This is a genomic window from Brytella acorum, assembly GCF_029309905.1.
Lineage (GTDB): Bacteria > Pseudomonadota > Alphaproteobacteria > Acetobacterales > Acetobacteraceae > Brytella > Brytella acorum.
Genome location: NZ_JARBJP010000019.1, coordinates 1 through 21,256, shown reverse-complemented (window position 1 = coordinate 21,256; position 21,256 = coordinate 1). Strand labels below are relative to the sequence as shown.

The window sequence follows — 21,256 nt, the reverse complement described above, 5'->3', positions numbered from 1 at the left end:
TGGAACCAGCTCACCGACCAGCCATGGCGCATTATGTCTCTCGGATTGCGCGACTGGGCTCATGGGTCATAGCAAAAACAAATTGGTATTAGTCGCCCAATGGAAATTGCCCTGAGCGGCCTCCCGGGTATTCAGCGCGTGCAATCGACTTCGATTCAGGGACTGTCAGTCGTCAACGTCCTGTTTGCGACATCGACCGATATTTATCGCGCCCGGCAACTGGTCGGGGAACAAATGAATGTTGTTGCACAGCAATTGCCAGCCGGTGTTCATGCTCCGACTATGACGCCACTGACCTCATCCGCCGGTCTGGTACTGGTGATCGGTCTGACGTCGGAACAACAGTCCCTTATGCAGTTGCGCACGCTTGCTGACTGGTCATTAAGGCCGCGTCTGCTGGCGTTGCCTGGTGTGGCTGGAGTCAGCGTGTTTGGCGGGGAGCGTCGGTCACTCCAGATACAGGTACATCCAGACCAACTCATCTTGCATCATATCGGACTCGATGACGTCCTTGCGGCTGCCCAGGAAGCGACTGGCATACAGGGGGCCGGCTTTATTGATACCCCGAACCAAAGAGTCGTTCTTCAGTCTGACGGTCAGGCCCTGACGCCAGAAAGTCTGGCCCGCACTGTGATTGTCCGCTCTGATAATGGTGCTGTCACACTGGGCAGTATTGCCACTGTAACTGAAGCCCCTATTCCTGCCTTCGGCGCGGCCAGTATCGAGGGAAAGACAGGCATTGTAGTTAATATATGGGAACAGTACGGTGCCAATACAATGGCCGTGACCCGGGAAATCGAGGCGGCACTTACCGATTTCCGCCCGCAATTGCAGGGACAGGGGATTACATTGCATGCTGACCTGTTCCGACCCGCCAATTTCATTACGACCGCATTGGGGAATGCCACACAAGCATTGCTTCTGGGCGGTTTTCTGGTGGTTGTCGTAATCTTTCTTTTCCTTTTTGACCTGCGAACCGCTGCAATCTGTTGCGCCACCATACCTTTGGCTATTCTGATAGCCCTGTCGTTGCTGGAGACACTCGGGGTTACTTTGAATGCCATGACCCTGGGGGGGCTTGCTATCGCCATCGGCGAGGTCGTGGATGACGCCGTGATCGGGGTCGAAAATGTTACACGCCGATTGCGTGAAAACCGGCTTCTGGTCCAGCCCGCATCTACAGCGCGCGTCGTACTCGATGCATGCGTTGAAGTCCGCAGTGCAGTGGTTTACGCGACCTTTGCTGTCATTATCGTTTTCTTGCCTGTCATCGCCCTTCCCGGACTTTCGGGACGACTGTTTGCTCCACTGGCAACAGCTTATGTTCTTGCGGTCATGGCTTCTCTTGCCGCTGCTGTAACCGTTGTACCTGCACTCTGCGCATGGCTCTTGGCGACGCCTGGAGAAACCCGGAGAGAGCCCCCCCTGGCAGGATGGACCGCCAGAGCTTATGAACGTCTTCTGGCCAGATTAATGCGCCATCCCCGATTTGTTATAGGCGGGATGATCCTGACCACCTTGATAGGGTTTGCGGCCCTTCCATTCCTTGAAAGCGATTTCATTCCTGATTTCAAGGAAGGTCACCTTATCATTCATATGACGGCTGCTCCGGGGACTTCCCTGGAACAGTCTCTGAAATTAGGTAGACAGGTTACAGAAAAACTTCGTCAGCTTCCCGAAATCCGTTCGGTTGCTCAGAGAGTCGGACGCGCCTCGCTGGATGAGGACACGTATGGACCACATACCAGCGAGTTTGAGGTTGATTTGAATCAGGTGGATGGGAAGGCTTCTCGACAGATTGATGCCCGCGTTCGCAAAGCGCTTGACGGGTTCGTTGGGGCCAGTTTTTCTGTCAGTAGTTTTTTGACGATGCGCGTAAACGAAACCCTTTCTGGTTCGTCTTCGGCTGTGGCAATCAATATTATTGGCGATGATCTGGATGTATTGGATATCCAGGCAAATAATATTGTCCGCATGTTGCATCAGATACATGGCGCAACAGATGTCCGGATAGAAGCACCCCCTGGTGTTCCGGAACTTGCTATTCGGCTACGCCCTGCTGATCTGGAGCGCTGGGGGCTTCGGTCGGCGGATGTACTCCGATCCATCCATACAGCCTGGCAGGGTGAAACCGTGGGGCAGATATACGAGCGTTCTGCGGCTTTTAATGTTATGGTTCGTCTTGATGACGCAAGTCGTAATGATGTTGCGTCTGTCGGCTTCCTGCCACTGCATACTGTTCACGGAAACTACGTACCACTCCGCGCTGTCGCAGACATATATGAGACGAACGGTCGCTATCAGGTGTCACATCTGGGAGCACAGAGAACACAGACTGTCACCGCAAATGTTACAGGACGATCAGCTCAATCTTTCGTTCAGGACGCACGCACGGCTATAGCAAAAAATATCAAACTGCCTCTTGGAACCTACGTTCAGTTTACATCCGCAGCGGAAGCTGAATCACAATCACGCAAGGAACTGTTTATAAATTCCGGGCTCGCTGCCATAGCGGTCATGATTCTGCTCTCAATAATCACACAAGGATGGCGCAATCTCGCTCTGATACTCGTCAATCTTCCCTTCGCATTTGTCGGCGGCATTCTGGCAATCATTGTTTCCGGCACAACGCTAACTCTTGGGGCAACAGTCGGCTTCGTTACTCTATTCGGGATTACGCTTCGGAATTCGGTGATGATGATTTCGCATTTTGAGACTTTGGTCGAGCGGGAACATCTCACATGGGGAGTAACAACAGCGCTCCGGGGGGCCAGAGACCGCGTCGTCCCCGTACTCATGACATCGCTCGTTACGGCGCTTGGACTGGCGCCTCTGGCTGTTGATATGAATGCGCCTGGGCGGGAAATCGAAGGACCTATGGCAGCTGTCATTCTTGGAGGGCTCATGACATCAATGATACTTAACCTGTTTGTTTTGCCTATTCTTGCTGTCAAATTTGGTAGTTTTTCTGAAAACGAAACGGGAGTTCCGGAAACCTTGTTCAAGTGACAGGTATGGGCCACTGCTGCACAGAACTACTTGAAGATTATGTCCGATATGCCAATAGAACCCAGAATGAAAACTGCTTCCGTATCACGCTCGGCCACCATTCGGTCTGGCTCGACCTTCTGGTTGGGTTCGGAATTGCCTTCATGAATCTTGACGCTGTCCAGAAAATCTGGATTGCCGCCCGCACCGAACATCATCGTGTCAAGGCCGAAAACCGAAAGCATCGTTGCCCGATCCAAATGATTTATACTCCCTGCCCAGTGGCTTCGGGCGTGTCTTGCTACGGCCAACCTAAGCGCCTGTATTCTTGCTGGTTATTTCCCATAACGATCACCCCACTCTCGGCTCCAAGTGATAGCGGGGGACTGCGCGGACTATGTCCGTTATGCGAAAGGCGAGCCAACCCACTTTTATGTCCGACATGAAGGCGGCTACAGCCATCTTGCTCCCAGGAATTATAGTTCTTAGCTTATCAACATTAACGCAGCATCGTCTCATTACGCGATAAACGCGCGTTGCAACAAGAGAATGGAACTGTTTTTCACATTCCACCTATAAGGGTGGAAGCAGAGGAGTGTTAATGCCCAAATTGAATGCAGATTTTGTTGCCGATTGGGTCGCTATGCTGAGATCTTATTTGATTGATGAACAAAGATGGCCCGCAGTCGAGATCGCAGCGTTGCCCGATGGGGATTTACCGAGTCATTATTTCGACGCGCAACGCCGACGTATTGCAAGCGTCCCCCGAACCATCGAGATTGGAGACAGCTTTGTTTGCCCACCAGACTATGAAGCTGGTTGGACTATGCTCCAAGAGAAAGTGAAAAAGGGGGAAGATATCAATGGCCACCTCAGTATTGGCCATATCTCACTTCTCAACCATGATGGACTACTTGCCGAGTGGGGAGTGCATCATTTTCATCTTGGAACCACTTTTCACCCGAAAAATCATGCCTACACAGACAGAACCGGACCTCTTCTCTATGCGATCGTGGGGAATGAAGCCTTTTATGCGATTAATGTTTATGATCATTATAGTTTTGAAAATATCGACGTTCTCGAAAGCATTCATCGAAACTGGCCAGAAATGATTAGCCGCTATCGCGCGAAAGGCGTCACCGGAGGTGCTTGGAATAAAGAGCAACGACGAGCGCTAAGGCGCAAAAATGCCAACGTTTCTGTGACCACCTCAGATGGCACCGTGTATATGCCGATCGGTGGCGGAGTTGTGGCGTCGGGTATCAATATGGAAGCGATCCGCCTTGCAGATTACTGGTTCTTAAAAATTCGTGGTTTCCAATCTGATTTCGAGAAGCAACTCGCCAGTATACTGCCAACTCTCACGCAAAACCGTTATGCTGGCGAGGGCACGATTGAGGCAGAGCTCAAGTCGTTCTCGGGAGAGAACGCGCAGGTTTTTTTACCGAAATACGATGTGCTTGCGAAAGTAACGCTCATTCAATCAGCGCGATCCCCTTGAAAGCAAATCCGGCTTCCTCTCTGGAATTAGCTGGAAAGCCGCCGTTTGGTTTGTTGATCAGAAACGGCAGCTTCGGCCCCGACTTGGACTTCAGAACACCGACAGGTTGCTCCACCATCAGGAGCATTGGTTTGAGCCAGCTATCACGCGCATGGGCGGGCTGCTGTCTCCACGAAGCATTGAACGTCCGCTCCTGGGACCGCCCATAAGGCCAACCTATGCCAGAGAAGAAGGCGGAAGCGGACCTGCTGCTTCCGCCTTCATCTGAGACGTAAGCGACATTGCGCGCGAGCCGGTTAGCGGACAGCTTGTATCGTAGGCGTGCCTAAGGATCTGAAGCGTCCCGTGTTTCCCGGAGGCTCCTATCTGTGCGAAGGAACTATGATGAACACGATGAGCCAGGGATTTTCGCCTGAGGTGCGGGAGCGTGTAGTCCGTACGGTTGGGGACGGCCGCGTCCTACTGATGAGTTGTAAGCGGTTCGTCGAGAAGATCGTTTATGGGCGACGCCTGCTTGGTTTGCGGCTCCTCGCCGAGGGACAAGGCGTCCATGGCGAGCACATCATCCCCCGATGGGTCTTCAAACGGTTATAGTTTGTTCGACCAGAAGATGACCTTGCCCACCGGCGAATTCATCCAACCTGAGATTCTCTAAGAGGACGTAAGTTGATGCGCGAACTGACCGAGGAATGCCTTCGCATCCTGAACAAGGGTTTCTTCGAAATCACCGATCCCGGCCCCCTACATCAGCCGATCCGCAGTTTTTCGATCCGGCGGGACGAAAAGCTGAATCTGATTTTGGAGACTGAAGCTGCCCCCAATGCTACGTCAGCGGCAGTCGATCAGCCGCCAGGCTCGGTTCGCTTGACTACTGAGCGGGCTCTCCTCCGCAGCGTAGGCGGCCTCGAAGGAGAGTTTTTCGGGCTAGTGCCCTACAGCCAGCATCGTCAGTCCCAGGGTGTGAGTGAGCAGTCTCTAACGGAACTGACCCAGGTTCATATTGCTAAGACCAACAACCCTTCCGGCGCACCCGCGCTATACGTCATTGACTGGCTCGAAAACCTGCCCCAGAGCCCATACATGTGGCCCGCGGCTTCCGATGTGGTCACTAAAACCATTACGACGCGGAGAATTTCGCTCAACGACGGTATAACCATTACGAACGATACTGAACGGTTCAGCAGCTCGCGAAACTGCGCCAAACTGACCGTGGATGGAATAACTTTTTACGTTTGCGCGCTCGACGAAAAAGACCGGACTGGTGCCATCAAGCCCGGGTGCATTGTTTACGATGGCGTCCCCGATGAGGAGTTCCGAAAGAAGGTCCGCACAGGCCTTTCCTTCGCGATGGGCATTTACTTGGTCGATTTCGGAACAACCCACTACGACGCCGAATGGAACGTCGTGTCCACATTAGCGCGGAGCGCCTACAGCCTTCGCCGCCATGCCTTCGACATTGAAACCCTCCAACTCGCGCCGCTCGGCGACCGCTTCCTGAACGAGTTAGGTGCCCGCCAGTTAACAAGGGCGATCCAGGCGTTTGTGACAGCGTTTGACGTCTTAGATCTTGCTAACCTGCACTGGGCTTTCTGGCATGCCTGCGCTGCCCCTCCGCATATCGCCCCCGCTCATTTCGGCGCGGCAATTGAGGGCTTGCAGAGTGCCTACACCAAAGCTAACCCGAGAAAGGTGCGAAAGGACTGGGCTACACAAGACGAATGGAAAGCCCTCAGGGCGGCGCTCAGCGACGTCATTGCCAGCGCTGACGTCTCCATTGAGGCGAAAGTGGCCTTGAAGGATAAACTGCCCACCTTCAATCGCATTGATCAGCGTCAGCGGCTTAAGGACGTCATGGCCACCCTGAAACTCGAGCTGGGTGAAGACGAGGACGCTGCTTGGCGCCGGCGAAACAAGGCCGCCCACGGGGCTCCCATCCCTCAGGGTCAAGAGTTGGAGGCGATCCGCGACATGAAGCTATTGAGAGGTTTATTTCAGCGCCTACTGCTACGGATCACCAACGCGGCGGATCAATACATTGACTATGCCTCGCCAAACCATGAGCACCGACCTTTGAGCCAGCCTCCGCCGACGATCGGCTAAAACCTATTGAAGCCAATGTCCGCCACCTGGCAGGGCAGGAAGCAGTCGAAGAGCACGCGATGGAGGTAGGTATTTTGTTTGAGCGCCTTCGCGAGGATTTTCCACGTGAGTGTCCGGTTTTGTCGGTCACCCTGCACAAAGCAGACCTTCCGCTTACCCCCCCCCTAGCTGACAAACTTCTCCTCTCCAGCGCCAGTCAGAACCTGGAGAGTAAGATATTCCCCCGACTGCGGGAGCGGCGTTCATACCCACAGCGCCGCAGCACTGGAAAGACGTCCTGGGCCCACCGGCCATGCTCGGTGTCTTCCATGATGAGATGATCAGGCCACAACGTCGCAGGCGCCTCGCGGAAAAACGGCAGCAGCGCCCGGTCTTCGTAGCCTTCGATATCGATCTTCAGCACATGCACGACTGTGACATCACAGGCCTGCAGAAGATCCAGAAGCGGACGGATCTGAACTGAAGCACCGTGCCCCGCACCGATCCGACCGCCGCCAAAATCCCTGTTCACCTGCACGAGCTGACCAGAGCCCTCCTGATCGCCCACCGCGACACGCAAGAGATCGGCCCGCATCCCGTTCAGCCTCATATTGGTGGCCAGCCGCCCGAACAGGACCGGGTTCGGCTCGATGGCGATGACGCGGGCCTCCCGCTGGGCGGCATAGAGCGAGAAGAACCCCATATTCGCGCCAACATCCACAAACGTCCCACCCTTTGGCAGATAATGACGCAGCCATTTCAGTTCGCGATGATTATAGCACGCGCCACACACCGCCGATTTTGAATCTGTCTGGTTATCCTGAGGGTAAAACCGCACTTTCAGCCCGAACAGGGTCGCATCGACAGGACCTGAGGTGCAGTCTCGTTTGAACCGTTCCATGAACGGCCGACGCAGACGGCTGTACCCCAAGGGCGTGTTGAAGAAGATCTTCCGGATCTTCTTCTGCACGTCCGTCAACGGATAGGACCCAAAAGGAAGGGCACGCGCAGGGTCGTCTCCGTCCAGCACAACGTGCTCAGAAGACGGCTCTGAGTATTCTGACATAAGTGATGATGACCGTATGGAAGGAACGACGCGGCTTCGACGAAGCCAGACGGCAGGGTCAGGACGTGCTGTGTCCGACGGACCGCTCCGTCACAGCTTCCCGACCTCGCGGCAGAGCTGGAGCAGACCGCCCATCCGCTGTTGCAGCACGGCCCCGAGCACCATCACGCCTTCCAGCAGGCGTGCGCCTTCCGTATCGGCACGCAGACTCTCGAGGCGTCCTTTGAGCAGCGCATGCTCGATCTCGATCAGACGCAGCACGTCATGCAGACCGGCATGCAGGTCCTCGAGACCGGCTGGACGGGGTGGTGGCAACAGTGGATCTTCAGGCATGACAATCCCTTGGACAAAAATGTCGGTTTCATGCGAGGATCTGACCATGACGAGTCACGGGCCACGCAACATTTCAATGCCAAGAGATACGGTTTTCCGACTTACATATCAAGCGGAATATCGTATTCATACCTCATTTCCGAATGAGGACCCTCTGCGTGCCCCGACATTCCAGGCGAAAGCGTAAACTCATGGACGACCAGATCCGCCTGATGCGCGAGCGCGGCGAGCGCCTCCGCGAAGCGGCCCAGAGTATTGGCATCACCCATGCCGCCAAGGCGGCTGGCGTGCCATATACGACCCTGAGGGACTACATGAATGGCGGGGAGATGAAGTTCTCTGCCCTTGCATCACTGGCCCGGGTCTGCGGCGTGTCGCTGGACTGGATCGCCTTTGGCACGGCTGGCGGCTCACCTTCCGGGGTGACAGCGGTCCAGACCACCTCGACCCGTCAGATCGTCGTGCCGTGGTATGATGCGCATGAAGACGGGTTGCGGATTGGCCGCGACTGGTTGCAAAGCGTCATTCCCCGAGACCTCACGTCCCTCTGCCTCATCAGCAATGCAGGGGATGCGATGGAGCCGACTTTGTCGTCAGGTGATCTAGTCATCGTAGATCGAAGCATCACGACCGTAACGGGCAGCGCGCTCTATGCGCTGGAGAGTGCGGGTGCCGTGCTGATCCGTCGCCTTGATCCCAAACTCGGTGGCGGGGTCCGGGTGATTGCTGACAATCATCGCTATCCACCCCAGGAGGTCGAGGCTGATCGCCTGGACTGCTTTAAACTGCTTGGCGAAGTGGTCTGGATCGGCGGCGTGCCTCATCCCTGAGGCGTTTGCGATATACGGGAACCTGTTTCTCAAAATGGGCGCATATTCGTATTGACGGTAAGCGGAAAATCGTAGATCATCAGGCTTGTTGAGTTCATCGTGTGTGCAGGACTGTCCTGCCACACAGGAACTTCAAGGAGCTGGCGATGATGTCTCTGTCCCGTTGTGTCTTCCGGTCTGGCCCCTGTTCCTGCCTGTCAGGGGGCGTCTGACGTGGTCGTCTCCATCCTCCTTGTCCTGATCGTTCTTCTCCTGCTGGTGCTGGCGCTCGGATCGTCGGTCAGGCTGTTCGCGTGGCTGAAGGCCCGCGACATTTTGCCGCCTGCGGCTCTGATGCTGGGCACGGCGTTGGTGATCCGGGTCGTCTTCCACGCCCACTGGGGGAGATAAGCGCTCATGACGTCTTCAACAGACGGTCTGTACAGCGAAGCGACCGAAGCAAAACGCGCGGCCCGTCTGGCTGCCTATCTCGAAGAGTATGGTGCCGAGGAAGACGAGACACGGCTTCTGCTGCGATACGTCTCGTGGTTCGGAGCGGGCGTCTGTCTTTTGTGCGGCATCGCACTGGCTCTGCCATGGCATCCGCTCTTTGCATTCATTCTGGGCATGAGCGTCTGGAGCGGGTCGCGTGAACCGTTTCTCCGGAAACTGAAAGCTGCTGAAGACCGCCGCAGGCTTCGCGGGCTGGACTGAGACGTTCCGTTCGTTTTTCGGCAGGTCGCCCGCTTTTTTCCAATTCTCCCGTCATCGACTGTTTTTGCAAAAACAGCAAAGGATCCCGCATGTCTGCACGTTTTCTCAGAACTCTTGCCGTCACGTTGTCTCTCACGGGGCTGATCGCCCTGACAGGCTGCGCTTCGGGAGGGAACGAAGCCCTCAAAAACGAGACCAGCGCGTCCATCGATCAGAAGATCCATGATGGTGTGACCACCAAGGACCAGATCCGGGCGCTGTTCGGAGATCCGCGCGAGAGCACGTTCACCGATAGCGGCCATGAGCAGTGGCGGTATGCGTTCACCAATGCCTCGTCTGACGCTGCCAACTTCATTCCGCTCTATGGCGATCTGCATCAGGGCACCCATGGCACGGAAAAGACGCTGACCGTGATCTTCAACGGCGACGTCGTCTGGCATCACACCATGAATGCCTCCGCTGTCAAAACCGGCAGCGGGCTGTTCTGAGGTTACAGGAGAAAGCCCCTCTGCTGTTGAAGGCAGAGGGGGGCGTTCAAGGAAAAGGCTGTCAGGTTTCCTTTTCCTGGTCCGCTGTAAAAACGCTGTCAGCCGTCATATTGCACCAGCCGGACATTCCGCTCAGCGGTTCCTCCTCTGGTGGCGGAGGAACAGCCAGGCTAGACATCGCAACCAGTCGGTTCACTGGAAGTCTGGCCAGCAGGACATCCAGCAGGGTTTCGGCAGAGGCGAACCGGGCTTGAGGCCCGGACCTAGTCATCAACGGAATGTTTTCCGGCACCAGCTCGATGGCGGATAGCTGCAGCCCGAAGTCAGCCACCCACGGGCAGAGTTGCCGAAGGCCTCTGTAGAGACACAGATTAAACGGGGGCCGGTCATGAGGCCCACCCAGTATGCGCCTCAGAAAGCTCATGTGATAGCCTGCCAGAACCAGAGGCACCGGGCGTCCGACAGGCATCAGACTACGAAAGAGCCTGTCACTGATTGTCAGATGAGGACGGCCGTTCTCATCAAGACTTTCTTCGAGATGTCCCTGTCGGCAGGTGACGTCCGTAAGCCACGTCATTCCTGCGCCATCCTCGAAGAAGCCTTCGCGACAGCACAGGGTGATGGAGGCGCCGTGATACGGCACCTCCCAGGCTGCTGGCGTGATGTCCACGAGGCAGATCCGTCCCGCGGGCCAGCGCGGCAGATGAACCATGCTTTCCATCATGGCGCTGCTCTGCGGAGCTGAGCCACGATCTCCAGAAAGCGCCGCCTGAGACCATCGGGATCGATCAGGTCATCCAGCCACCAGATTTCAGGGGCTTCCAGACCATACGCCCTGTAAGCGCCCAATCGGCGATCCAGTCCTTGGAGAAGTTGAACTTCATAGGGATTGCGCACGACCCGGTCTCGACCGCAGCCCCCTGCAACCTCGACATACCGAACCCGGTCCTGAAACCGGATCCCGAGATCGGAAAAGAAGAGTGCCGGCCCCGCAATCTGGATGCGGGGCTCGACGTCCAGTGTAATGTCGTCTGGCGCGACAGGACGCAGGGCTTCCCATACGATCCTCTCAGGCGTGGAGTTGAGCTTTTTCCCGTCACTGGCAATCGTTCCCCGCGTCGGCAGATCATTCCACTGCGCCATCGCTGCTTTGATGACTGCCGCCCAAGCCCATTGTTTGCAGTCTCCGAGCCGGGTCAGATGTTGCCCGGCCGGTGTCGGGATATAGCGGAACAGGGAACTGGGGGGCTGAACCCGCAGACGCAGGCTCAGTTCGCGGTAGAGACGGAGGTCGTCCGGTGTTGGCTCGAAGAAAGAGCGCGCGTGATTGTGTCCCCCACCTGACGGAGTGCTGGAAGAAGAAGAGAGCAACATGATCGATTGTCCTGAATAAGAAGAGCACAGCGGCAACGCGCAGGGGGCTGCCGCTGGATAGAAGCGGAAACGAAGCTGGCTTCAGCGGGCGGCGGCGAGGACTTCGGAAAGCGGAAGTTCACTCAGCACACCAGAGAGAATGCGGCCGGCGACAAACACGTCGTGAATCAAAGAGGCCGGATGATACGGAGCGCTTGTTTGCGGATCGTAGAGCTTCCAGATGCGATGGTAATCATCGCGCCCGACAATCAGGTTTGGAAACAGACCCCTCATCAGCCTGTCAAAACGCAGAACCTGCAGATCATCTCCATGAGGCAAAGGCGCGAGCCAGCCCTGGACACGACCGTCCAGTGGCACGATCAGTGTCGGTGCGCCGTGCCCCCTTCCTTGGTCCTGCTCGTTGTCGATCGCTTCCAGGAAGGGGCGATGAACAAGATCGTTCCGCAGTTCCGGATCAAGACGCAGGAATAGCGACGTATTGATCGTATCATGCGGGATGTGCGTCACGGTGAGCTGTTCGGTCGGAGACCACAGACACATGCGTTCAGCAAAGTGGCTGGCGCCGCCGGAATTGCCGACCAGCAGATCGAGCAGACACGCTTCAATCAAAGTGGAGACACCACCCTTTGGACGCGCAGGAGAGCCAATGGGGGCAAGCCCAATAATCCGGGCTGGAATGCCCGAGGGAGAGAAAGACATAGGAGATCCAGTAAAAGACTGTGATCACCCGCAGGGTCTTGCCATCTGGCAGAGAGAACCTCTGGGGCGAGAGCCGCAGCGCAGCTCCCCTCCCCTTGTCTTCAAAAGTAAAATACCTCCGCCGCTCCGACAGGATGCAACTCCCAGCCCATGCATGTTGCAGCTCCACCGGTTTCATAAGCCGCGCCAGCTGGCTATGACCCTGCTCTGCCTTTCAGGCGAACGCCGGTGCGATGACCATCAGGCTAAGCATTTCAGATGGGGTTCTGCTATTTTTCTCAAAAGTCCACTGCCACGCACCAAGGGTGCCTTGGTCTGTGATGAGAGACTTTTCGGAGTAGATGTCACGCTTCCCGATACAGACCCTGATTGGAATTTAAATGATTCCATGAATAATGAAATCACGATTCCTAAAATAATATTTTGATCCTGCGACATATAAATCAGAGATAATTTGATTATAATAGCATATCTATATTTTTATATAATCAGATAAAAGGTGGAAATTTTTTCTTGAAATCTGAATTTCAAAAGAAATATTCCAGATTAACTTTAATGTACCAGAAATTTTCTATGAAAAAGCAATTAACGAAACTTTTTATACTTCTCGCGCACAACGAATTTTTTTTATGAAGCACACTCTGTCAGCTTCAGTGATGTCGAAACCGACACTCACACCAGCGATGACGCTGAGCAGAAGGATATACTTCAAATGACCAAAATCAGCAAAGCAGACATGCGCCGCGCGATGGAAAACAGTCGTCAAAAGCTCAAAGGGCACACACTCTCAGAGATTTTGGACAGGAACTTTGCCGTCATTGAAGACATCATCGGTCAACGTGCTGACTGGGCCATTGTCAGCGACGCGCTGGCAGCTCTCGGGATCACAGACTCAGACGGTAATGCTTATGCTGAGACGACGATCAGACAAAATTGGTACAGGGTCCGTCAGAGACGCCAGAACGCAATAAAGCGAAACGCTGATACTCTCAAAGCGAACAAGACACCACGTCCCGATCCGCAGGCGCAGCAGGAGAGTCTGCCTGCAGAGCAAAAAAAATTCTCAGAAGATCATCCACAACATTCTGAAGATCTCAGCAAACCAAAATCGCTGTTTAATCAAAGAAAATCGATACTCAATAGCAGATGAAATAAATCTCAAAATTTGGAAATCCTGCCACAAATTCAGACGCTACGGTGATCCATCATGAGTGCAACTTCTGACAAGGGGCACATCGCGCAGGAAGATATTCTCGCGATCCTCAGTGTTATTCTTGAAACACTACAAATTCAGGACAAAAAACTTGAACTCCTTCTAAATGCTTTGAGCGCTCCCGAAAAAGACGAGCAACTCCTCCCGGACACGCTGCAATCTCTTGCGACCGTTCTGAAAGCTTATAATGCAGCACTCGCTGCAAATAATCAGTTGATATCAGCGTTTCCGGAGGTCATGAGCCGCGCGATCAGTCAGGCGTTCGAAAACCACGTTGTGGATGGTTTCTGAAATGATGACGTATCGCACAGGCATCGCAGACCGGCCATCGGATGCTTCTTTTATGATTGCACATCTGAAAGAGCCGACTGTCTCAATCAGCGAGGCCTGTCAGGCTGCATATTATATAGGTGTCGATACAGGACAGGGCGCCACGATCAGCGAGACCGTGGCGCGCCTGGGTTCGACAGTCCATCCGCGCGTGCAGAAGGGACTGGGCCTACGACCAGGTCATCCCGTCACGGATCTTGAACTTGCGAATGTCATGAGCGGACGACGTGCGGATGGAAACCGTGTTCCAGGCAAGCAAATTCAGAAAACGACAGCCAGCATAGCTTCGGTGCTTGAACTGTCGCCAAGCAGTCTTCCTGACGCGCTCACATTAAAACGCATCTCTGGAGTTCTGCGAAAAAAAATCCCCAGAACGCAGAAAGCTCTTCTCCGACAACAGGCCGCGGCAAAGCGGTTGTTTGCACTGTACGGGCTTCCGTCCGATCAGAAGGCAGGACCGGATCTTCTGCGACGTTTTGGAGACGGTTTTGACTATAATGGCCTCTCCATAAACCGGGATCGGTTCTTAAAATCTTTAGGACACAAACATGAGTCAGTTGGTTATATCGATCTGACTTTTTCAGCCGATAAATCCCTTTCGGTTGCATGGGCGTTTGCAAGAACACCGGCGGAACGCGCCTGTCTCTTGCAGGCGCATCAGGATGCTGTGTCGCGTGTCATGCGTGATGTCGAGGTAACAATCGGACGCGCGCGGCGTGGCAAGGCGGGACGTGATGGGTATGACTATGGCGCCATCGCATGGTTCGGGTTCCTGCACTATACGGCGCGACCAACGGTTTATGTCCCTGAAAACGGTCAGGACAATAGCCTACAGACGCATCTGATGACGGTCCGAATACCCGGTGATCCTCAGTTACACACGCACTGCGTTATTCCGAACTTCGTTTTCACGAAATCAGGGCATGTCGGCGGTCTTGATCTTGCGCGTCTCCAGGGACGCGTCAAAGAGATCGGGGCGCTCTATCAGGCCTATGTCGCAGACAATCTTCGACAGAATGGTGCAGAAGTCGCCCTCAATCAGAAAACCGGAGCGGCTCAGCTGGTGCAAGTGCCAGAGGAAGTTCGCACAGCGTTTTCAAAAAGAACACGCCAGGGAGAGGATGCAGCCCAGGACTATGCCCGACAACAGAATGTCGACTGGTCCCGTCTTGATGCTGATCAGAAAATACGTTTCCTGAAGCACGGGACACAGGGAAACCCGCGACAACCCAAGACAGACGATCTGGCAGATCGGGATGCATGGCAGCAGACGATGACTCAACTGGGATGGACGGTTCCTGATTTTCTAACCGGACACGACACGGGGACATTACACGATCCAGCGTCCCGGCTTGACGCAGCTCACCGCCTGACCTGTGCGTTTCTTGAAGATCCTTTCCAAAAAAGCGCCGTTGTGGACGGATCAATTATTCGACTTTGTGCAGCACGCGCCTTGATTGATGTCGGCATCGACACCTCCGCAGACATCGATACGGTCGTTTCTATGGTCCGCGAGAACCCGGTCACGATCGACGGTATTCGGACTGAAGTTCTTTCCATAGTTAATGAAGACCGCCGAGGAGATCCGCGCCTGCGCATCACCACAAGACTTCACGCAGATCACGAGGATGAGGTTATCGATCGCGCCCGTACAGCCGCAAACAATCATTCTGGCGCTTTAAGCGAGGCTGAAATCGATCTCGCGATCGCTGCTGGTGGTCTTAATTTCCGGGGTAAGCATGGAAGAGATCAGCGCCAGGCCATGAGCACACTGGGCACCCAGGGGCGTCTGGCTGTACTCATTGGCGTTGCCGGCTCCGGAAAAACGACATTGCTCACCCCCCTTGTACATGCCTGGACGCAAAGCGGTCATACGGTTTGGGGAACGGCCGTAGCCTGGAGACAGGCCGACGATCTTATTGGTGCAGGTATCGCTCAGAACCGCCTTGTCGCGACCCATCCTCTTCTTTGTGGGATAAAGAACGGCAATATTCGACTGGATTCCCGATCAGTCCTGATTGTTGACGAACTGAGTCTGCTGAGTACGGTACAGCTTCTGGCGCTGCTCCGCGCCCAGGCTATGACGCGCTGCAGGCTGGTGATGATTGGGGATGCCCGACAATGCCAGTCCGTCGATGCAGGACCGACCGTTGGCCTGCTTCAGCGCGCATTGGGAAAAGAAAAAATCCCGGAATTACTCTCCAGTGTGCGACAGCAGACAGAGACTGAACGGGCCACAGCTCTGCTTTTTCGCCATGGCGGAGCATTGGAAGCACTGCGCCGAAAATTTGAAGATGGGTCTCTTCTCTTTGCGGACGGCGACGACCATCAGGTCGCTGAACACATCGCCGATCTCTGGCTGCAACGGCATATTGTCTTAAAAAAGGAGACACAAAACACACTGACAGTCAGCGCGCCAACGAACGCTGATGCCCGTACGATCGCTTCTGTAATCCGCGACCGGAGGCGCTCTATTGGCGAGCTCGACAAAGACCTTGTGATCCTCAAAGCGATGGATCAGCACGGGACGCCCTACGATCTCCCTTTGGCACGTGGCGACAGGGTTCGTCTTTTCAAGAGAACAAATGCAAAACGCGATGATGGTAAGCGCGGGATCATCGGCAATAATGGCAGTGTGCTGGAAGTGCTCGATTACAGATACGGCGGTCTCTATCTCAGAAACAGTCATGGCACTTGTGGCTGGGTCGACCTGGAAACTCTGGTAAGCCCGCAAGACGACCGGGTTCTTCTGGGATATGGCGATGTCCTGACAATCGATGCATCGCAGGGACTGACATCGACCGAACATATCCTGGCCATGCCACGGGGATCGGGACATCTTGACGCTCATCGCGCCTATGTAGGCGCGAGCCGACATCGCTTCAGGAACTGGATCGTGACGTCTGAGCGCGCTGAGCGACGAAATATCATGTCACAACACGGCATGGGGAGCAGGCAATCCATCGGCCGCGACGACATCCTGACAGCCATGGCCGATAATCTGGACCGACGCGACCAGAGGCTGTCCGCCCTTTCCTTACTGGAAGACGCCAGAATACTCCGCGCGGATACTTTAAAGAATTTTCATAAAACACTGCTTCAGGCCGAACGGCGCAATACCCCCTCCTCCCTTAAACTGCGGTTGAAACAGGCGCATCAGAAGCAGATCCTGCAGGGCAGTTCGTCTCTCAAGCCTGTAGTAGAACGCCTGAGGTTCCCCTTGCCTGAAATCGGCTTCCGATCAAAAGACATGACCGGAAATCTGAAAACATCCCTTCGAACACAGACCTACATCGCCATCGCAAAAAACAGTGCCTGGTTCGAGAAGTTACATCGACGTCGACGTAGACGCGAGGCTGTCGCCGAAGCGCTTCAACGAACCGGCCTGTCAGATAACCCTCAGTGGCATTGCATTGCCCGCGATGTCTCGCCTGAAGACCTCGATCTGACAGCGGATGCGGAATATCGTGCTCTTTTGTCACGCGGGAAAAAGGATGGAAACGGTCTCTGGATTGATGCCGATGCACTCCGATCGATTCAAAATAGACTTCTCAGACAAGGACGGGATGCAAGGCGCCTGAAACCCTGTGGTCTGAAATACGCGACAGCGCAGGTTGAGCGATTATTTGACCTGACAGCGCGTCATCTGGACAGACCAGGAGCAGACAATCCGGCAAGTTCCCTCGCCCTGCTTCTGTCTTCGCCTGCGCGCCAGCCGTTTAGCGCTGCGGCAACACTTGTTGCCGATCTTCAGGAGATGGGGATGACAATCTCCCGCGATCCGACATCCGTCGCCAATCGTATCTATCTTGACCAGAGGCATGTTGCACAGGCGCTCTCGAGATACGATGTAAAGACAGTAACAGCTGTTTGCGATCGACTTTTGCTGGTTCACGATTTCACAACGAGAAGAGCGCGCTCAACGCCAAGCCCAGCACTGAAAAGAGAAAATCGGAAGAATAGTCCGGCCATGAGGCGAGCGCGCAGGGAACAGAAAGACAGAGAGCGAGACTGAACAATGATCCGAAAACGACCAGGCCGCCCCCGTCACAAAGTTCCCGCGCCAATTCCTCCGCTTGAACTGCCGATGTCGTTGCCCGCAGAGAGCATGAATTTGAGACTGCAGGCCGTTCTTCTTGAAGCCGCATACGCGTTTGCTTCGGACCTCAAGGCAGGACCGGAAAAGAACCGGCAGGTCACGGAAGTCATCCCGCCTCGGACGAAGGTCAGAACATATTTTTATGGACGTCTGCGTCTCATGAAAATGCAGCGGGAGATGAATTTCCTGACCAAAACCCTGACTGATCCTGACCATCGTGTTTTTGGAGATTTTTGCTCACTCGCGCAAAAATCTCTTCCTGAGCTGAATTCATGCCTGAGTGCAGCAATGGCCAGACGAAAAACGGCAGCGCAATCCGGACCTCAGGACGACAGGAAACTGGCGGCTTTAGGAGAACATATCCGTCTGCAAGCACTGACATCGGCGATTAAAACGCTCAGCAGGAAGCTTGCCGTAGTAGATGAGGACCGACTTTTCGAGAACTATAATCTCTTCTGGCGTCCGCTTCTGCAAGACGCATGCGCGGTTATCGGATTTTCAGTTCACGTCGCAATTCGTCTTCGTCTTTTTCATCCTGAACAACCTCCCAGATGGGGAAGACTGGCATTTCTTTTCGATCTCAGTCGAGCTGTAGAACGTGGACACTTACCACCTGCTGCCCGGCTCATAGACGGATCTGCACCCGCTGCAAGACACGCTCAGGATGCATATGTTTGTATCCGAAATGGAAGAGCGGGTGCGCCTGAGACAAGTACCTGTCGAACCAGATTTATGCTTTTGAAACATCATTTCCACTCCGTTGGACATATTCTGGGAGCGATGAATATTCTGTCCTCAGCTGTCGAAGATCCATCAACAGGAGCAAGAGCCGACTGGCCAGAGACTAAGGAAGATCTGGGTTATCGCGACATTCGGGCCGGACACACGATCCTGCACCATACAGACTGGGACGACCTGACCACAGGCACCATTGCTCTGGCGTTAGCATTGCAAAACGAACTCACCGTCAAGCAACAAACGACACCATCCCCTGAACCTATCTTACGCCTGCGTGAACTCGTTCTCATCAAAAGCGATATCAAAGCTGCACAGCTTCGGAGAGGACACCGTTTTATGCCTAAGTATCGAAAAAAATGGCGTCCCATCAGTCCTTTGACGGGTATTGCGTTTGAGCCAGAGCCTCTTTTTGGTCCGAAAATCCCAGAAGATTTCGATTCTTCGACCTGGATCACTACCTCTGCTTTCTTTTGTCAGGCCTCCCCATCCTATCGTGAAAATGATCTTTTCCCAACATCGCTGGCTGCCATGGGGCAGCAGCAGACAGAAGAGGCCATTGATCATGATGCAGAGGAGGGGGCCACCTGCATAATAACTTTTTCCGAAGTGCCCGAGGTTTTTCTTGATATCTTCAGGAAATATATCCCTCCCAATCAAAAGTAAGGCAGCATCAAAAAAGGATACTGGAGCGCGCCTGATCAGCAACATTCGGACCTCACGCGCAACCATCCTTTTTTTTGTGACCTTGGATCACACCTGTAGACATTCATTAAAATTATTTAATATTTTAGCGACAACGAATTTTTTTCTCTCATACTGACGAGCGATGAATGAAGCACCGTTGTCGGAGCTTCATTATGTCCTTGTCATTTTCTTCAGAACCATCGCGCAAAACGCCTGAGCAGGATCATGAGCCCTCAGTCGCCCTGATTATTCTTGTCCGTTTTTTAGCCCGCGAAGCAGCCCGACAATGCTATGAAGATCCGGCTGCTCATTCTCTGACCAAGATCACGTCACCCTCAAAAAAGAAAAACCCGCCATGAAAGTTGCTCTTTATGCGCGTTACTCCTCGGACAACCAGCGGGATGCGTCCATTGAGGATCAACTCCGGGCCTGTCGCGGTTATGCGGACACACAGGGCTGGACGATCGTTGACAGTTACAGCGACCGGGCAATTTCTGGGGCTTCCTTGATCCGTCCTGGTATCCAAGAACTCATCGCAGATGCCAATTCGGGTCGCTTCCAGATCCTCCTGACAGAAGCCATGGATCGCCTGTCCCGCGATCAGGAAGATATCGCCGGTCTGTTCAAACGCATGAGCTTTGCAGGGATAAAGATCGTCACGCTCTCAGAGGGTGAGATCAATCACCTGCACATTGGCCTGACCGGCACGATGAATGCGCTCTATCTCAAGGAACTGGCCAACAAGACCCGTCGGGGTCTGCGTGGCCGCGTCGAACTGGGCAAATCCGGTGGCGGCCTGTGCTACGGGTATGATGTTGTCAAACAGCGCGACAGTCATGGCGAACCGATTTGCGGAGAGCGCGCCATTAATGATGATCAGGCCCAGATCGTCCGACGGATCTTTCAGGACTATGCCGACGGCAAATCCCCCAAAGCCATTGCTCTTTCTCTGAATGCCGAAGGCCATCGCGGCCCCCTGTCCGGAGCCTGGAGCCCGTCAACGATCAATGGCAACCGTGAACGCGGCACCGGCATCCTCAACAACGAACTCTATATTGGCCGACTGGTCTGGAACCGCCTGCGCTACATCAAGGATCCCAGCACCGGGAAACGGGTGTCACGCCTGAACCCTGAATCCGAATGGGTTCTTCATGACGTTCCTCATCTGCGGATTATCGAGCAGGATCTCTGGGATGCGGTCAAAGGCCGCCAGAGCAAAACAACCTGGTCCCAGAAATCCCGCGGCACCGGCGCCCATCCCCTCAACGCCCTGCAACGTCCGACTCATCTCCTGACGGGCCTCATCAAATGCGGCTGTTGTGGCGGTGGGTTTTCGATGATCTCGAAACATCACCTCGGCTGCTCAACGGCGCGCAACAAGGGCACCTGCGAGAACCGCCTGACGATCCGACGGGATATTCTGGAAAAATCCGTGCTCAACGGCCTGCGGACCCAAATGATGGATCCTGCGCTCTTCAAAGAATTCTGCGACGAGTTCACGCTCGAGATAAACCGTCTTCGCATGGAGAAAGGGGCCGATCTGGTCGCTCTGAAATCTGAACTGCCCAAAATCGAGCGTGAACTGGACAAGGCCATTCAGGCTATTCTCGACGGCGTCCCGGGATCACGCCTCAAAGATCGTATCGGTCACCTTGAAACCCGCAAGGCCGAGATAGAGGAACGACTGGCGGAAGCCCCTTCCCCGCCGCCTCTACTGCATCCCAACATGGCGGAACTGTATCGCCAGAAAATCGCGACACTCCATGAGAGTCTTCAGAATGAAGTCAGCCGAACGCGGACGGTAGAAGCGATCCGTTCTCTGATCACGCGGATCAAGCTCATTCCAGAGAATGGGGAGCTCGGGATTTTCCTTGAGGGTGACCTGGCGGCGATGCTGGGCTTTGCCACGAACAGGAAAAACGCCCTGCGTCATCTTGACGCTGGCGTTCTCGAGAAGTTCCTGGTGCAGGGTTCATTGGTTGCGGGGGCAGGATTTGAACCTGCGGCCTTCAGGTTATGAGCCTGACGAGCTACCGGGCTGCTCCACCCCGCGACATTGGTTTTCAGGGTGGATCAGGGGACCTGGCGGCGACCTACTTTTCCGTGCCTTGAGACACAGTATCATGGGCGCTGGGGGTTTT

Annotated in this window: 18 protein-coding genes, 1 tRNA gene and 1 pseudogene; 12 read left to right on the top strand and 8 right to left on the bottom strand. The window is 54.6% G+C overall.

All coding sequences use genetic code 11. The features are described from left to right. Nucleotides 1-87: 87 nt before the first annotated feature. Nucleotides 88-3,009: pseudogene (locus tag PWM43_RS14775) on the top strand (efflux RND transporter permease subunit); the annotation flags it as partial. Nucleotides 3,010-3,035: 26 nt separating this feature from the next. Here the strand turns inward: PWM43_RS14775 and PWM43_RS14770 are convergent. Next, complete coding sequence (locus PWM43_RS14770; protein ID WP_010516885.1) at nucleotides 3,036-3,233, bottom strand: hypothetical protein; 198 nt, start codon at nucleotides 3,231-3,233, stop codon at nucleotides 3,036-3,038. 356 nt (nucleotides 3,234-3,589) lie between these two features. Here PWM43_RS14770 and PWM43_RS14765 point away from each other — a divergent pair, with 356 nt between their 5' ends. Then, on the top strand, nucleotides 3,590-4,489 hold the full coding sequence (locus tag PWM43_RS14765; protein WP_289843245.1) for a hypothetical protein: 900 nt from the start codon (nucleotides 3,590-3,592) through the stop codon (nucleotides 4,487-4,489). Here the strand turns inward: PWM43_RS14765 and PWM43_RS14760 are convergent. Next, on the bottom strand, nucleotides 4,464-4,616 hold the full coding sequence (locus tag PWM43_RS14760; RefSeq protein WP_010668671.1) for a hypothetical protein: 153 nt from the start codon (nucleotides 4,614-4,616) through the stop codon (nucleotides 4,464-4,466). The genes PWM43_RS14765 and PWM43_RS14760 overlap by 26 nt on opposite strands. 542 nt (nucleotides 4,617-5,158) lie before the next feature. Between PWM43_RS14760 and PWM43_RS14755 the strand changes: the two genes are divergently transcribed. Beyond that, entirely contained in the window at nucleotides 5,159-6,589 is a 1,431-nt protein-coding gene (locus PWM43_RS14755; protein WP_289843244.1) for a hypothetical protein, read from the top strand. Between the two features lie 196 nt (nucleotides 6,590-6,785). On the opposite strand, the gene PWM43_RS14750 is transcribed toward PWM43_RS14755, so the two are convergent. After that, nucleotides 6,786-7,634, bottom strand: coding sequence for an FkbM family methyltransferase (locus PWM43_RS14750; protein ID WP_289843243.1), 849 nt, complete (start codon nucleotides 7,632-7,634; stop codon nucleotides 6,786-6,788). Between the two features lie 90 nt (nucleotides 7,635-7,724). Then, on the bottom strand, nucleotides 7,725-7,967 hold the full coding sequence (locus PWM43_RS14745) for a hypothetical protein (RefSeq protein WP_007284186.1): 243 nt from the start codon (nucleotides 7,965-7,967) through the stop codon (nucleotides 7,725-7,727). Nucleotides 7,968-8,158: 191 nt separating this feature from the next. Here PWM43_RS14745 and PWM43_RS14740 point away from each other — a divergent pair, with 191 nt between their 5' ends. From PWM43_RS14740 to PWM43_RS14725, 4 genes are all read left to right on the top strand, one after another. Next, nucleotides 8,159-8,797 (top strand): LexA family transcriptional regulator, encoded by a 639-nt coding sequence (locus PWM43_RS14740; protein WP_289843242.1) that lies wholly within the window; start codon nucleotides 8,159-8,161, stop codon nucleotides 8,795-8,797. A 213-nt stretch (nucleotides 8,798-9,010) separates the two neighbouring features. After that, nucleotides 9,011-9,187 (top strand): hypothetical protein, encoded by a 177-nt coding sequence (locus PWM43_RS14735; RefSeq protein WP_194285332.1) that lies wholly within the window; start codon nucleotides 9,011-9,013, stop codon nucleotides 9,185-9,187. Between the two features lie 6 nt (nucleotides 9,188-9,193). Continuing rightward, nucleotides 9,194-9,490: a hypothetical protein gene (locus PWM43_RS14730; protein ID WP_289843241.1), complete on the top strand. Its 297-nt coding sequence runs from the start codon at nucleotides 9,194-9,196 to the stop codon at nucleotides 9,488-9,490. Nucleotides 9,491-9,579: 89 nt separating this feature from the next. Continuing rightward, nucleotides 9,580-9,978, top strand: a complete 399-nt coding sequence (locus PWM43_RS14725) for an outer membrane protein assembly factor BamE (RefSeq protein WP_062454622.1) — start codon at nucleotides 9,580-9,582, stop codon at nucleotides 9,976-9,978. Between the two features lie 61 nt (nucleotides 9,979-10,039). On the opposite strand, the gene PWM43_RS14720 is transcribed toward PWM43_RS14725, so the two are convergent. The 3 genes from PWM43_RS14720 to PWM43_RS14710 form a co-directional block, all read right to left on the bottom strand. Continuing rightward, on the bottom strand, nucleotides 10,040-10,702 hold the full coding sequence (locus tag PWM43_RS14720; RefSeq protein ID WP_289843240.1) for a hypothetical protein: 663 nt from the start codon (nucleotides 10,700-10,702) through the stop codon (nucleotides 10,040-10,042). After that, the gene (locus tag PWM43_RS14715; protein ID WP_289843239.1) at nucleotides 10,699-11,352 is read right to left on the bottom strand and encodes a hypothetical protein; all 654 of its coding nucleotides are present in this window, start codon (nucleotides 11,350-11,352) and stop codon (nucleotides 10,699-10,701) included. Before PWM43_RS14715 ends, PWM43_RS14720 begins: the two co-directional genes overlap by 4 nt. Before the next feature lie 81 nt (nucleotides 11,353-11,433). Next, nucleotides 11,434-12,051 (bottom strand): hypothetical protein, encoded by a 618-nt coding sequence (locus tag PWM43_RS14710; protein WP_289843238.1) that lies wholly within the window; start codon nucleotides 12,049-12,051, stop codon nucleotides 11,434-11,436. A gap of 712 nt (nucleotides 12,052-12,763) precedes the next feature. Here PWM43_RS14710 and PWM43_RS14705 point away from each other — a divergent pair. The 5 genes from PWM43_RS14705 to PWM43_RS14685 all read left to right on the top strand — a co-directional run bounded on the left by PWM43_RS14705 (nucleotide 12,764) and on the right by PWM43_RS14685 (nucleotide 21,135). Continuing rightward, nucleotides 12,764-13,201 carry a hypothetical protein gene (locus PWM43_RS14705; protein ID WP_289843237.1) on the top strand — a complete coding sequence of 146 codons (438 nt, stop codon included), beginning with the start codon at nucleotides 12,764-12,766 and terminating at the stop codon, nucleotides 13,199-13,201. A gap of 57 nt (nucleotides 13,202-13,258) precedes the next feature. Further along, nucleotides 13,259-13,555: a hypothetical protein gene (locus tag PWM43_RS14700; protein ID WP_289843236.1), complete on the top strand. Its 297-nt coding sequence runs from the start codon at nucleotides 13,259-13,261 to the stop codon at nucleotides 13,553-13,555. Next, nucleotides 13,545-17,609, top strand: a complete 4,065-nt coding sequence (mobF, locus tag PWM43_RS14695) for a MobF family relaxase (protein WP_289843235.1) — start codon at nucleotides 13,545-13,547, stop codon at nucleotides 17,607-17,609. The genes PWM43_RS14700 and mobF overlap by 11 nt, the downstream gene beginning before the upstream one ends. 72 nt (nucleotides 17,610-17,681) lie before the next feature. Continuing rightward, nucleotides 17,682-19,094: a hypothetical protein gene (locus PWM43_RS14690; RefSeq protein ID WP_289843234.1), complete on the top strand. Its 1,413-nt coding sequence runs from the start codon at nucleotides 17,682-17,684 to the stop codon at nucleotides 19,092-19,094. 376 nt (nucleotides 19,095-19,470) lie between these two features. Then, complete coding sequence (locus PWM43_RS14685; RefSeq protein WP_289843246.1) at nucleotides 19,471-21,135, top strand: recombinase family protein; 1,665 nt, start codon at nucleotides 19,471-19,473, stop codon at nucleotides 21,133-21,135. Here the strand turns inward: PWM43_RS14685 and PWM43_RS14680 are convergent. Continuing rightward, nucleotides 21,092-21,168: transfer RNA gene (locus PWM43_RS14680), tRNA-Met, on the bottom strand. The two genes, PWM43_RS14685 and PWM43_RS14680, sit on opposite strands and share 44 nt — an antisense overlap. Between the last annotated feature and the right edge of the window lie 88 nt (nucleotides 21,169-21,256).